Origin of the sequence: Desertibaculum subflavum, assembly GCA_003576705.1 — a bacterium.
Classification (GTDB): Bacteria; Pseudomonadota; Alphaproteobacteria; order Ferrovibrionales; family Ferrovibrionaceae; genus Desertibaculum; species Desertibaculum subflavum.
The window spans coordinates 1-12,625 of the sequence record QOZS01000063.1; the positions used below are offsets into that span (position 1 = coordinate 1).

The 12,625-nt window shown below is 68.9% G+C and carries 13 protein-coding genes; 7 read left to right on the forward strand and 6 right to left on the reverse strand.

Annotation, left to right across the window (positions count from 1 at the left end; all coding sequences use genetic code 11):
- Positions 1-149: 149 nt before the first annotated feature.
- From DT074_RS23910 to argH, 4 genes are read right to left on the reverse strand one after another with little or no spacing between them, the layout of a single operon-like run.
- Positions 150-2,654, reverse strand: coding sequence for a TIGR02302 family protein (locus DT074_RS23910; protein ID WP_162915166.1), 2,505 nt, complete (start codon positions 2,652-2,654; stop codon positions 150-152).
- Entirely contained in the window at positions 2,651-3,919 is a 1,269-nt protein-coding gene (lysA, locus tag DT074_RS23915) for a diaminopimelate decarboxylase (protein ID WP_119422387.1), read from the reverse strand. Before lysA ends, DT074_RS23910 begins: the two co-directional genes overlap by 4 nt.
- Positions 3,920-3,921: 2 nt before the next feature.
- Positions 3,922-4,110, reverse strand: a complete 189-nt coding sequence (locus DT074_RS28255) for a hypothetical protein (RefSeq protein WP_162915167.1) — start codon at positions 4,108-4,110, stop codon at positions 3,922-3,924.
- Entirely contained in the window at positions 4,107-5,534 is a 1,428-nt protein-coding gene (argH, locus tag DT074_RS23920; protein ID WP_119422388.1) for an argininosuccinate lyase, read from the reverse strand. The genes DT074_RS28255 and argH overlap by 4 nt, the downstream gene beginning before the upstream one ends.
- Positions 5,535-5,546: 12 nt before the next feature.
- On the opposite strand from argH, the gene DT074_RS23925 reads away from it, so the two are divergent.
- The 3 genes from DT074_RS23925 (at position 5,547) to DT074_RS23935 (ending at position 8,256) form a co-directional block, all read left to right on the forward strand.
- Positions 5,547-6,122, forward strand: a complete 576-nt coding sequence (locus tag DT074_RS23925; protein ID WP_162915168.1) for a TlpA family protein disulfide reductase — start codon at positions 5,547-5,549, stop codon at positions 6,120-6,122.
- A gap of 74 nt (positions 6,123-6,196) precedes the next feature.
- A complete protein-coding gene (locus tag DT074_RS23930; protein WP_119422389.1) occupies positions 6,197-7,243 on the forward strand; it encodes a CobW family GTP-binding protein in 1,047 nt (348 codons plus the stop codon).
- A complete protein-coding gene (locus DT074_RS23935; protein WP_119422390.1) occupies positions 7,240-8,256 on the forward strand; it encodes a WD40 repeat domain-containing protein in 1,017 nt (338 codons plus the stop codon). Before DT074_RS23930 ends, DT074_RS23935 begins: the two co-directional genes overlap by 4 nt.
- Here the strand turns inward: DT074_RS23935 and DT074_RS23940 are convergent.
- Both DT074_RS23940 and DT074_RS23945 read right to left on the reverse strand, forming a co-directional pair.
- Entirely contained in the window at positions 8,246-8,824 is a 579-nt protein-coding gene (locus DT074_RS23940; protein ID WP_119422391.1) for a TetR/AcrR family transcriptional regulator, read from the reverse strand. The two genes, DT074_RS23935 and DT074_RS23940, sit on opposite strands and share 11 nt — an antisense overlap.
- Before the next feature lie 11 nt (positions 8,825-8,835).
- Entirely contained in the window at positions 8,836-9,282 is a 447-nt protein-coding gene (locus DT074_RS23945) for a PaaI family thioesterase (protein ID WP_119422392.1), read from the reverse strand.
- Positions 9,283-9,398: 116 nt separating this feature from the next.
- Between DT074_RS23945 and DT074_RS23950 the strand changes: the two genes are divergently transcribed.
- The 4 genes from DT074_RS23950 to DT074_RS23965 all read left to right on the forward strand — a co-directional run bounded on the left by DT074_RS23950 (position 9,399) and on the right by DT074_RS23965 (position 12,610).
- Entirely contained in the window at positions 9,399-10,352 is a 954-nt protein-coding gene (locus DT074_RS23950; protein ID WP_162915169.1) for a TIGR03619 family F420-dependent LLM class oxidoreductase, read from the forward strand.
- 29 nt (positions 10,353-10,381) lie between these two features.
- Positions 10,382-10,936, forward strand: a complete 555-nt coding sequence (locus DT074_RS23955; RefSeq protein ID WP_119422394.1) for a cupin domain-containing protein — start codon at positions 10,382-10,384, stop codon at positions 10,934-10,936.
- 127 nt (positions 10,937-11,063) lie between these two features.
- Positions 11,064-12,227: a thiolase family protein gene (locus DT074_RS23960; protein ID WP_119422395.1), complete on the forward strand. Its 1,164-nt coding sequence runs from the start codon at positions 11,064-11,066 to the stop codon at positions 12,225-12,227.
- Between the two features lie 2 nt (positions 12,228-12,229).
- The gene (locus tag DT074_RS23965) at positions 12,230-12,610 is read left to right on the forward strand and encodes a Zn-ribbon domain-containing OB-fold protein (RefSeq protein WP_119422396.1); all 381 of its coding nucleotides are present in this window, start codon (positions 12,230-12,232) and stop codon (positions 12,608-12,610) included.
- The last annotated feature ends 15 nt before the right edge of the window (positions 12,611-12,625 follow it).

Consider the following 12,625-nt stretch of genomic DNA (forward strand, 5'->3'; position numbering starts at 1 on the left):
CGCCGACGCCATCTCGGACGCGATCGGCCGCATCCTCGATAGCTGCACATCAACCGAATGCGCCAACTACTTCAAAAACGCCGGCTATGCACAAAGCTAAATGCATCACGCTCTAGGCCGGCGCGGCAGTCCCCGGATCGGCCTGCGAATCAGAACCGCTTCAGCAGGCGCTCCAGGTATTCGCGCTCGATCAGCGGGCGGGCGGCTTCGCCGGCGCGGCGCAACAGCTCTTCCAGGATCTCGCGGCTGCGCTGCAGCTCACCCTTGTCGGGCACCTTGGTGCTGTCGCCGGAATCCCATTCGCCCGGCAAGGGCCGGCCGAGCGGATCCTCGCGGTCGGCGCCGGCGCGGCCCTCGCGGCTGCCCTGCGGCGGTCGGCCGTCCATTCCCTCGCCGAACATCTGCTCCATCATGCCGCGCATGCCCTCACGCAGCTGATCCAACGCGTCGGTCTGCGGGCCGACGGCGCTGCCGGGCTGGCCGCGGCCGAGCGCGTCGCGGGCATCGCGCATCGAGCGCTCGGCCCGGCCGAGCGCTCCGCCCTGCCCCGGCTGCTGGCCCTGGCCCGGCTGCTGCCCTTCGCCCATCTGCTGCTGACCGTCGCCCTGCTGGCCCTGCTGGCCGCGCTGGCCCGGCCCCTGGCCGAGCTGGCGCATCATCTGCTCCAGCATACGGCGCAGCTCTTCCTGGCGCTGGGCCAGGCCGCGGCCGTCCTGCTGGCCTTCGCCCTGCTGGCCCTGCTGGCCGCGCTGGGAGCGGCGGAAGGTCTCGTCGAGCAGCTCCTGCTGCTTGCGCATCAGGTCGCCCATCTCGCGCATCTGGCGGTCGCGGTTGGCCTGGCCGGGCGAGCGCTGCGGCCGGGCGGTGCGCAGGTTCTCCATCATGCGCTGCAGCTGCGACAGCAGATCGCGCGCGGCGTCGCGGGCGCCGGATTGCGACATGTCGCGCAGCTGGTCCAGCATGCGCATCAGGTCCTCGCGGGTGATCGTCCGCGCATCCGGCGGCAGCTCGTCGAACTCGTCGCCGCCTTCCTGGGCCTGGCGCTCCATCTGCTCCGCCAGCGCCTGCAGGAACTGGTCGAGCGCGCGCTTCAGATCCTCGACGAGCTTCTGGATTTCCTCGTTCGGCGCGTTGCGGTCGAGCGCCTCGCGCAGCGCGCGCTCGGCATCGCGCAGCGCCCGCTCGGCCAGCGAAAGGTTGCCGTCCTCGAGCCTGAGCGCGAGGTCCCACATCAGCTTCTGCACCTCGCCGACCTGCGTCTGCCAGTCCCAGGCGGTGAGGCGGCGGCCGGCGGTGCGCAGGCCGAGGTAGACCGTGGTGTCGTTGTTGAAGGTCTCCGGCATCAGCATGATGGCGGCGATCGCCTTGGCCACCGTGCCGCGCCGGTCGATCTGGACCGCCAGGGTGCGGCGCAGCTCGACCAGCGCGCGCGCCACCGGATGGCGGAACGGCCGCTCGGGCAGGCGGATATTGGCCGGTTCGCTGACGCCCTTCTGGCCGATGCCGTCCTCGGCCACCAGCATGACCGAGACTTCGAGCCCGGCCCACAGGTGCTCCGTCAGATCGTGCGCCGTCTTCTCGGCGGCGCGCTTCAGCGCAGGCCCCGAGAGCGGCAGCGGCACGACCAGCACCTCGTCGGAGCCGTCGCGACGGATCTCGGCATAGACCTTGGCGAGGCCGTAATCGTCGCTGGCCTGGAAATCGAGCTGCAGCGCCAGCCGCTGGGTCGGCACCGGCGGCGAGGCGAAGGTCACCGCGGGCGGCAGGTCGGGCACGATCTGGATCGGCCAGGCGGCGATTTCGCGGGTGCCCTGGCTCACGGCGATGCGCGCGCCCTGGGTCAGCTGCTGCTCGACCTGCTGATTGCGCGGATCGATCGCCTGGAAGGCCTTGCGCTCGCCATCGATGGCAAGCGCCGCCTCGCCCTGGCCGCCATTGAGCCGCGCCATCAGCTTCGAGCCGGTCGGCACGCGGACCGGCGCGCCCTGCGGGATCGGACCGTTCTCGCGGGTCAGGAAGATCGGCGGCTGGCCGGTATAGGTGGGCGGGCTGATCCAGGCGTCGAGCCGCACCGGCGCCTCCACCGCCTTGGCGAGCGTGGGACGGAAAGCCGCGCCGAGCCGGCGGCCGGTGTCGCTGTTGGCCACCACGAGGCCGAGGGCAACCAGCACGAACAAAGCGGCGCGCGCGGCAAAGGGGTCGAGCCCGGCCCAGGAGGCCCGCGGCCGGCCGACCCGGAGCCGCTGCAGAGCGGCCCGGGCACGGGCCACATGCGCCTCCCAAAGGCGCCGGGCATCGGGATCGCCGGTGGCGCCCGCCTGCCGGTCTTCGATGGTCAGGAGTGGACGGTGGTCGAGGCCGCTGACCTGCTCGAGACGGCGGCGCGCCTCCTCGTGGCTCGGCTGGCGGATGCGGCCCGCCGCCCACCAGATGGCGACCAGAACGGCAGCCCCGAAGGCGATCAATCCCACCAGATGCAACCAGCCGGGGATCTCGCGCCAGAGGTCGAACAGCGACAGGGTCAGGAAGAGCCCGAGCGTGCCGCCGAGCGGCCAGAGCGCCGGCCAGACCCGCTCCCACAAGATGGCTGCCCGGGCCCGCTTCAGCTTGCGGGCATAGATGGCGGCAAGGTCGCGGGCAGGGCGATCGGTCACGGGGCCAGCCAGGGCGGCAGGCGGTCGGCCGCAATCAGCGCCTCGATCGGCGGGCGCGGCCGGACCACGGCGAATTTCTCACCCGAAACAAGGGTCTCGGGAATCAGCGGCCGGGAATTGTAGGTCGATGCCATCACCGCCCCATAAGCGCCTGCCGACAGGATCGCGACAAGGTCACCGGCCTGCAAGGGTGGTGCCAGACGATCGAGCCCCAGGATATCACCGCTCTCGCAGACCGGCCCCACGAAATCGACCCGCTCTCGCGCGGAATTGTCCGCCGGCTCGGTGACCGGAATGACGCCATGATGGGCATCGTAGAGGCTCGGCCTTATGAGATCGTTCATGGCGGCATCCAGGATGACGAAAGTCTTCGCCTCGCCCCGCTTCACATAGATAACGCGGGAAACCAGGATTCCGGCATTACCAACCAGTGACCTTCCGGGTTCCATGGTGTAGCTGCAGCCGAGATTGCCGAGCACCCGGCGGGCCATGTCGGCATAGTCGCCGGGGCTGGGTGGGGCTTCCTCGTCTTCATAGGCGATGCCGAGGCCCCCGCCGAGATCGATGCCGGTGATGTCGTGCCCGTCGGCGCGCAGCTCGTGCACCAGCCCCGCCACCTTGCGGAACGCGGTCTCGAACGGCGCCAGATCGACGATCTGCGAGCCGATATGCACATCGACCCCGACTACGCGGAGCCCCGGCATGCGCGCCGCCCGGGCATAGGCCTCGCGCGCCCGGCTCCACGGCACGCCGAACTTGTTCTCCGCCTTGCCGGTGGTGATCTTGGCATGGGTGTTGGCGTCGACATCCGGATTGACCCGGATGGCGATATCGACCTTGCGGTTCGCCCCGAGCGCCACCTCGTTGAGCCGCGCGAGCTCGGGCTCGGATTCGACGTTGAACTGGCGGATGCCGGCCTTGACCGCCGCCGCCATCTCCTCCCGCGTCTTGCCGACGCCGGAGAACACGATCTTCGCCGCCGGCACCCCGGCGGCCAACGCCCGGGCCAGCTCGCCCTCCGACACCACGTCGGCGCCGGCGCCGAGCCGGGCGAAGGTGGCGATCACCGCCTGGTTGGAATTGCCCTTCAGCGAATAGCAGATCAGCGCATCCGTGCCGGCGAAGGCCTCGGCATAGAGCCGGTATTGCCGCTCCAGCGCCGCGGTCGAATAGCAATAAAACGGCGTGCCGACGGCCTCGGCGAGCCCGGGGATGGCGACGCCCTCCGCATGGAGGATGCCGCCGCGATAGTCGAACGGGTTCACGTCTATCTCGGCTTCTTGAATACGTCCTTGGAGCGCGCCGGATCGGCCCCCGGCGGCGCTTCGTTGTCGCCCATCTTGCCGCAGGCGCCAAGCGCCAGGGCCAGCGGCAGCAACAACGCGGCGCGCCGGCCACTACTCACGTCAGCCCCGGCCATGGCGAGAGAGAGATGCCGAATTGCCCACCGGATCACGCGCCGAGTTCCTTCTTCCACCAGAGAACCTGTTCGCGCACGCGGTCGGGTGCGGTGCCGCCGAAGCTGGTGCGCGCCTTGACCGAATTCTCCACCGCCAGCACCGGGAAAACATCGGCGTCGATGCCGGAATGCACCGATTGCAGTTCGGCCAGCGACAGATCCTCCAGGCCTACCCCGCGGCTCTCGGCGAGCTTCACCGCGCGGCCCGTCACATGATGCGCCTCGCGGAACGGCAGCCCCTTGGCCTTGACCAGCCAGTCGGCGAGATCGGTCGCCGTGAGAAAGCCCGCCGCCGTCGCCTTGCGCATGGCCGCCGGATTGACCGCCATGTCGGCGATCATGCCGGCCATGGCGGCGAGGCAGAGCTCGATCGTGTCGGCGGCATCGAAGATCGGCTCCTTGTCCTCCTGCATGTCCTTGCCGTAGGTCAGCGCGAGGCCCTTCAGCGCAATGGTGAGCGCGGTGAAGTCGCCGATCACCCGGCCCGACTTCGCCCGCACCAGCTCCGCCGCATCCGGATTCTTCTTCTGCGGCATGATCGAGGAGCCCGAGGTGAAGGCATCCGACATGCGCACGAAACCGAACTGCGCCGACGACCAGATGACGAGCTCCTCGGCGAGGCGCGAGAGATGCGTGGCCGAGATCGCCGCGGCCGCCAGAAATTCCTGCGCGAAGTCGCGCGCCGAGACGGCGTCGAGCGAGTTGCGCATCGGCCGGTCGAAGCCGAGCTCGGCCGCGGTGCGGTGGCGGTCGATCGGGAACGAGGTGCCGGCGAGCGCCGCGGCGCCGAGCGGGCTCTCGTTCAGCCGCGCCCGCGCATCGCGCGCCCGGCCGCGGTCGCGACCGAACATCTCGACATAGGCGAGCAGGTGATGGCCGAAAGTGACCGGCTGGGCCGCCTGCAGATGGGTGAAGCCCGGCATCACCGTCTCGACATGCTCCTCGGCGCGCCTGACCAGGGCGTGCTGCAACGCGGAGAGGCCCGCTTCGAAGCGGTCGAGCGCGTCGCGCACCCAGAGCCGGACGTCGAGCGCCACCTGGTCGTTGCGCGACCTCGCGGTATGCAGCCGGCCCGCCGGCTCGCCGATGATCTCCTTGAGGCGCGCCTCGACATGCATGTGGATGTCTTCCAGCGCCAGGTCGATCTTCAGCTGGCCGGCGGCGATCTCGGCCTCGACCCGATCAAGTCCGTTCAAGATCGCGTCACCATCGGCCCGGGAAACGATCCCCGCGGCCACCAGCATGCTGCAATGGGCGCGGCTGCCCGCTATATCCTGGACATAAAGGCGCTGGTCGAACGCGATGGAGGCGTTGATGCGCTGCATCAGCTCCGCCGGTCCCTGGTCGAACCGGCCGCCCCACAGCGCATTTGCGGCAGGTTGGGCATTGACCCCCGGCTGGGCAGGCTTTTTCTCGGTCATGAAGGCACGTCGATGAAGAACTGGTTCCGTTGCATCTTGCGTCTGGTGGCCGGGGTCGGTTTGGCGGCAACGCTGGCGGGCGCCGCTTCCGCCGCCGACCTTGCGCGGCTTGCGACCGGCGCCATGAAGGAATTTAGGCCGGCCGCGCCGGCTAAGCCAGTCGGGGAAATCGCCTTCGAGGACAAGGCCGGCGCGAAGATCGGCCTGGATGCCTTCAAGGGCCGGGTGGTGCTGCTCAACCTGTGGGCCACCTGGTGCGCGCCCTGCCGGGAGGAGATGCCCTCGCTCGACCGCCTGCAGGCGGCGCTCGGCTCCAAGGATTTCGAGGTGGTGGCCCTCTCGCTCGATCGGGCCGGCCGCGACAAGGCCAAGGGCTTCCTGGACCAGATCGGCGTCAAGCACCTGGCCCTGTACATAGACCCGACCATGAAGGCGGGCCGGGCGCTCGATGCCACCGGCATGCCGACCACCATCCTGATCGGCCGCGACGGGAAGGAGCTTGGCCGCCTGATCGGCCCGGCGGAGTGGGATTCGAAGGAGGCCAAGGCATTGATCCAGGCGGCCATCGCGGCGAAGCCGGCCGGATGAGCCTATCCAATTGACAAGCCGGCCGCGGGCCCCGAGATAACGGGGCAATTCCCGCGATCGGAGCCCTTCCCGACATGAGCCAGATACCGGTGACCGTGCTGACCGGCTTCCTCGGCGCCGGCAAGACCACGCTGCTGAACCGCATCCTGACCGAAAACCACGGCAAGAAATACGCCGTGATCGTCAACGAGTTCGGCGAGATGGGGATCGACGGCGATCTGGTGGTCGATGCCGACGAAGAGATCTTCGAGATGAACAACGGCTGCATCTGCTGCACGGTGCGGGGCGACCTGATCCGCATCATCGGTGGGCTGATGAAGCGGAAGGACAAGCTCGACGGCATGATCATCGAGACCACGGGCCTGGCCGACCCGGCGCCGGTGGCGCAGACCTTCTTCACCGACCAGGAAGTGCGCGAGCGCACCAAGCTGGACGCGGTCGTGACGGTGGTCGACGCCTATCACTTCCTCGACCGCGTGCAGGAGAGCCGCGAGGCGGAGGAGCAGGTCGCCTTCGCCGACGTCATCCTGGTCAACAAGACCGACTTGGTGGACGAGGCCCGGCTGAAACAGGTCGAGGCGCGCATCCGCCAGATCAACCCCTATGCCCGCACCCTGCGCAGCAAGAAGAGCGAGGTGGCGCTCGACGCCGTGCTCGACCGCGGCGCCTTCGACCTGAAGCGCATCCTGGACATCCAGCCGGCCTTCCTGGAGACCGATCACGACGATCATGGTCATGGGCATGACCATCATCATCACGATCATGACCACGATCACCACCACCACCATCACGACGAGCCGAAGCTGGACCCGAACCGCCACGAGGGCGGCATCGAGAGCATCTCCTTCGTGACCGAGAAGCCGGTCGACGTGCAGGCCTTCCAGAAGTGGATGAGCGGCATCCTGCAGTCGAAGGGCGCCGACATCCTGCGCAGCAAGGGCATCCTCTCGGTCGCCGGCGCCGACAAGCGCTATGTGTTCCAGGGCGTGCACATGCTGATGGACGGCGATATCGGCCAGCCCTGGAAGCCGGGCGAGAAGCGGATCAGCAAGCTCGTCTTCATCGGCCGCAACCTGGACGCCGCCGAGCTGAAGCGCGGCTTCGACTCCTGCGCGACATGAGCGGCACGGTTCGGCCTCCGGAGATCCGCAGTTTCGACCTCGGCGCCTTCGTCACCGCCGCGGCGTTCACGCCGAAGGGCGCCGCCGGCTTCGCGCTCGGCAGCGGTGCGCTGGTGGTGGCGGATGCGAAGGGCGAGCTCTTCAGCACCGAGGTGAACGAGGGCGGCGCGCTGCTCTCGCTCGCCGCCGATCCGGCCGGCGAGGCGTTTCTGACCGGCGACGATAGCGGCAAGGTTGTCCGCATCCACGCAGGCGGCGGCGGCGAGACGGTCGAGATCGTCAAGGGCAAGTGGATCGAGCACCTGGTGGCTCATGCCGGGCGCAAGGCCTTCGCCTTCGCCGCCGGCAAGGAGGCGGTGGCGATCGACGCCAAGGGCCGCCGCGCGCTCGGACCCCACCCCTCCACCATCGCCGGCCTCGCCTTCAGCCCGGACGGCTCCCGCCTCGCCGCGGCGCATTACGGCGGCGCGACGGTGTGGGTGCATGACCAGCCTGCCTCGGCGCCGCGCAAGCTCGCCTGGAAGGGCTCGCATGTCGCCATCGCCTATGCGCCGACGGCGAAGTTCCTGGCCACGGCGACGCAGGAGAACGCGATCCATGTCTGGCGGCTCGCCAACAGCCGCGACATGCAGATGCAGGGCTATGTGGCGAAGCCGAAATGGCTCGCCTGGAACATGGACGGGCAGAGCCTGACCTCGAGCGCGACCGAGGCGGTGACGGTCTGGTCGTTCCAGGGCGACGGGCCGGAAGGCAAGCCGCCGCTGGAATTCGGTCCCCGCGAGGGCGCCTTGATGAGCGCCGTGGTGGCGCATCCGAGGCAGGCGCTGTTCCTGGCCGGCTGGGACGACGGCGCCATCACCCTGGCCGATCCGAAGATCAAGCGCGCCGGCATGGTGCACCGCGGCCACGGCAAGATCAGCGCCCTCGCCTTCGATGCGACCGGCGACCGCGCGCTCTACGGCACCGAGGGCGGCGAGGCGGGCCTGATCACGCTGCCGGGACTCAATCGCTGATCCGCTCGCCGGCCAGCTTCAGCATGTAGTCGACGAACTGCTTGCGGCTGCCGGCGCGGATCAGGCCGGCGCGGTAGAGCGCGATGGCGCCGTGCAGCAGCGACCAGAGCGCGATGATGCGGTCGCGCTGAGCCGCGCTGCCCTGAGGGCCGCCGCCGAAGGCCTGCTGGCTCAGGGCGATCACCCGCCGGGTCGCCGCGCGCAGCGCCGGATGTGTCGCCATGCGCCGGCCGTCGCGCGCCATCATCAGGGCATAGATCTCAGGCTCGGCGAGGGCGAAGCCGGCATAGGCCTGCAGGAAGGCGCGCGGCGCGTCCTTTGTCCGCCCGGGCGCCGCCGGCAGGACATCGGCAAGCGCCTCGTAGCCGCGCGCCGCGACGGCATCGAGCAAAGCCTCACGATCCGCGTAATGCCGATAGAGGGCGCGATGGGTCACGCCGAGCCCGCCGGCGACCTCGCGCATCGACAGGGCTGCCGCGCCCTGCTTCGCGACGAGCACATAGGCCGCGTCGAGCGCGGCCCGCGCCAGGTCGCCGTGGTGATAGCTGCTGCTCTCGTCGCGCGCCACGGGCGCGAGGACTACGTCTTGCGCACGTGCCAGGCAACCGTCATGCCGGCGACCAGCTGGCCCTGCTCGTCGGCGATGTCGACGGTGACGTCGAACAGCACCTTGCCCTCGGCATCGAGCCGCGCCTTGAGCAGTTCCGGCGCCTCGGTCGCCGTGGCCGTCGCCGTCAAGGTGCCGCGCGCCGCCTTGGCATAGGTGATGCGGGCCTCCGCCGCGACCGGACGCACCGACAGAATCTGCTCCGCGAAGGCTCCGGTCATGGCGCCGCCAGAGGCGGTCTCGCCCAGGGTGAACAGCGCACCGGCGTGAAACGTGCCGAGATGGTTGCAGAGATCCGGCCGCTGCACCAGCCGCGCCGTCGCGCGGCCCGGCCCCAATTCCGTCAGCTCCACGCCCGCCAGTCCGGCAAACGGGACGGCGGTGGCGAGATGCGCCTTGATCGTATCGAACATGTTCATGGCAGGCTCCAATGTATCCACTGGATACATTAGACCACGCACGGCTGACAGGCAAGACATGGCTTCGACGGCGTGACCGCGTGCTATCCTGTGCCCGACAAGAGGGAGAGACGCCGATGCTGTTCGGATTCGACCTGCCGCTGCGCGGCCCGCTGGCCACCGCCGACACCATGACCCGGATCGCCAACGAGGCGGAGGCGATGGGCTTCGGCTATGCCACAATCTCCGATCACGTCATCTTCCCGGCCACCATCAACGCGCGCTATCCGTATTCGGAGACCGGCGCGTTCCCCAACATGGGCGCGGGCGACGTCTACGACCAGCTGACGGCCATCGCCTTCCTGTCGGCGCGGACCAAGAAGCTGCGCTTCCTCACCTCCGTCATGGTGGTGCCGCACCGGCCGGCGGTGCAGACCGCCAAGGTGATCGCGACCATCGACGTGCTGTCGGGCGGGCGCATCACCATCGGCTGCGGCGCCGGCTGGCTGCGCGAGGAGTTCGAGGCGATCGGCGCCCCGCCCTTCGACCAGCGCGGCGAGGCGACCAACGAATACCTGGCGGCGTTCAAGGAGCTGTGGACCCAGGAAAGCCCCCGTTTCGCCGGCAAGCATGTGAAGTTCGACAACATCCTGTTCGCGCCCAAGCCCACCCAGAAGCCGCACCCGCCGCTCTGGGTCGGCGGCGAGAGTAATCCCGCGCTGCGCCGCGCAGCCAAGCTCGGCGACGGCTGGTACCCGATCGGCACCAACCCGCAATTCCCGGTCGACACGCTGGCCCGCTACAAGGGGCATGTCGCGCGCCTCCACGCCATGCTGAAGGAAGAGGGCCGCGACCTGAAGACGTTCACGCTCGGCTATCGCTGCGCCGTACCCTGGGGCGGCGAAGCGGCGAAGGCATCCGACGGCGAGCGGCGCCTGTTCACCGGCGATGCCGCGACCATCGCCGCCGATATCCGCGCCATGCGGGATCTCGGCGTCTCAAGCCTCGACTTCCGCATGGCGGCGCCGACCCTCGACGGCATGCTCGGCAACATGCAGCGGTTCCGCGACGAGGTGATGGCGAAGGTGTAAACTCACCGACAAAGGAGGAGGAGGAAAACATGGCCTATACGCTGGAAGCCTTCGCCAAGGACGCGCATGACATCCTGATCCGCGATCCGAGCCCCATGGGCCGTGAAGAGATCGCCCGCAAGCTGGAAGCGTTGCTGGCCGAGGACGGCTTCATCGCCAAATACTGCGAGGGCCAGGTGCCGCCCGGCCGCACCGTGCTCTACGAGGATCCCAAGCTCGGCTTCCAGATCCTGCGCCACGCCATGGTGGCCGACCATGCCGGCGTGCCGCACGACCACGGCAAGTCCTGGGCGGTCTACGGCCAGGCGGTCAAGCACACCGACATGACGGTGTGGAAGCGGCTCGACGACGGGACGGAAGCGGGCAAGGCGAAGCTGGAGAAGGACAAGTCCTATCGCCTCACCCGCGGCAAGGCCGGCGTCTATAACGGCGCCGACATCCATTCCATCGCCTATCCGGCCGGCGCCATCTTCATCCGCGTCACCGGCACCGATCTCGAGAAGGTGGAGCGGCTGCGCTACGACACCGACAAGGGCACGGTGGTGGCGGAGCGCCGCGCCAGCATGCAGAACGCGGCCGCCTGATCCGCGCCATCCGCGGGCTGATAGAGAGTTCGTCCCACTCGCGCTGCATTGCAGCACTGATATAGTTCGCACGGGCGCCACGCAGGTGGCGCCCGTTGCGTCATAAGAACAGCAGACGGAAACGCGCATGACCATCAAGGGCAAGGCGTATATCGCCGGGATCTACGAGCACCCGACGCGCAAGGCCGACGGCATCTCGCTCGCCCGCATCCACGCCGAAGTGGCGAAGGGCGCGCTGGAAGACGCCGGCCTCAGCCACAAGGATGTCGACGGCTATTTCGTCGCCGGCGATTCGCCCGGCCTCGGGCCGCTCAACATGGCCGAGTATCTCGGCCTGAAGCCGAAGCATATCGACAGCACGGACACCGGCGGCTCCTCCTATCAGATCCATGCGGCGCATGCGGCCGAGGCGATCGCGCTCGGCAAGTGCAAGGTCGCGCTGGTGACGCTCGCCGGCAAGCCGCGCACCGGCGGCGGCCAGCCTGGTGGCGGTCGCCGGCCGGTCGACCCGCCCGACTATCCCTTCGAGGCGCCCTACAAGGGCACGGTGCTGAACCTCTACGCGATGTGCGCCCAGCGCCACATGCACGAATTCGGCACCACGTCGGAGCAGCTCGCCTGGATCAAGGTGGCGGCCTCGACGCATGCCCAGCACAACCCGCATGCCATGCTGCGCGACGTGGTGACGGTAGAGGAGGTGGTGAACTCGCCGGTCGTGGCCGACCCGCTGCACCGGCTCGATTGCTGCGTCATCTCCGATGGCGGCGGCGCCTTCGTGATGGTCGCGCCGGAAATCGCCAAGAGCCTGAAGCGGCCGCTGGTCCGCGTCATCGGCACCGGCGAGGCGATCAAGCACGTCAACGGCGGCCAGGTGGACCTCACCTATTCCGGCGCGCGGGCTTCCGGCCCGATCGCCTTCGCCGAGGCGGGCGTGAAGCCTTCCGACATCAAATACGCCTCGATCTACGACAGCTTCACCATCACCGTGCTGATGCAGATCGAGGATCTCGGCTTCTGCGAGAAGGGCAAGGGCGGCGCCTTCGTCAGCGACGGCAACCTGATCGCCGGCACCGGCAAGCTGCCGTTCAACACCGATGGCGGCGGGCTCTGCAACAACCATCCCGGCAATCGCGGCGGCATGACCAAGATCCTGGAAGCGGTGCGGCAGCTGCGCGGCGAGGCGCATCCCGCCGTGCAGGTGAAGAACTGCGATCTCGCGCTGGCGCATGGCACGGGCGGCTCGCTCGGCACCAGGCACGGCAGCGGCACCATCATCATGGAAAGGGCCTGACCATGGCCGACAAGGGACCGAGCGTCCTCGACGACGTCCTGCTGCAGCCCTACTGGGACGCGGCGACCAAGGGCAAGCTGCTGCTCAAGCACTGCACCGCCTGCGGCAAGAACCACTACTACCCGCGGCCGATCTGCCCGCATTGCTTCAGCGACAAGACCGAATGGCTGGAGACCAAGGGCGAGGGCACGATCTATTCCTGGAGCGTGGAGCGGCGCGCCAATCCGCCCTATTCCATCGCCTACGTCACCCTGCCGGAGGGCGTGACCATCCTCTCCTCGATCGTCGATTGCGACCTGAACAAGCTCGCCATCGGCCAGAAGGTGAAGCTCGGCTTCACCGAGCACGACGGCAAGCCGGCACCGGTATTCCGGCCGGCGTGATCGTTCAGTGGGGCC

What these genes read in the sequence shown, in the direction of transcription:
- DT074_RS23935 (WP_119422390.1), top strand. Translation starts at nt 7,240, where the DNA reads ATGAGCGGCACGGTTCGGCCTCCGGAGATCCGCAGTTTCGACCTCGGC.
- argH (WP_119422388.1), bottom strand. Translation starts at nt 5,534, where the DNA reads ATGACCGAGAAAAAGCCTGCCCAGCCGGGGGTCAATGCCCAACCTGCC.
- DT074_RS23950 (WP_162915169.1), top strand. Translation starts at nt 9,399, where the DNA reads ATGCTGTTCGGATTCGACCTGCCGCTGCGCGGCCCGCTGGCCACCGCC.
- DT074_RS23955 (WP_119422394.1), top strand. Translation starts at nt 10,382, where the DNA reads ATGGCCTATACGCTGGAAGCCTTCGCCAAGGACGCGCATGACATCCTG.
- DT074_RS23960 (WP_119422395.1), top strand. Translation starts at nt 11,064, where the DNA reads ATGACCATCAAGGGCAAGGCGTATATCGCCGGGATCTACGAGCACCCG.
- DT074_RS23925 (WP_162915168.1), top strand. Translation starts at nt 5,547, where the DNA reads ATGAAGAACTGGTTCCGTTGCATCTTGCGTCTGGTGGCCGGGGTCGGT.
- DT074_RS23930 (WP_119422389.1), top strand. Translation starts at nt 6,197, where the DNA reads ATGAGCCAGATACCGGTGACCGTGCTGACCGGCTTCCTCGGCGCCGGC.
- DT074_RS23965 (WP_119422396.1), top strand. Translation starts at nt 12,230, where the DNA reads ATGGCCGACAAGGGACCGAGCGTCCTCGACGACGTCCTGCTGCAGCCC.
- DT074_RS23945 (WP_119422392.1), bottom strand. Translation starts at nt 9,282, where the DNA reads ATGAACATGTTCGATACGATCAAGGCGCATCTCGCCACCGCCGTCCCG.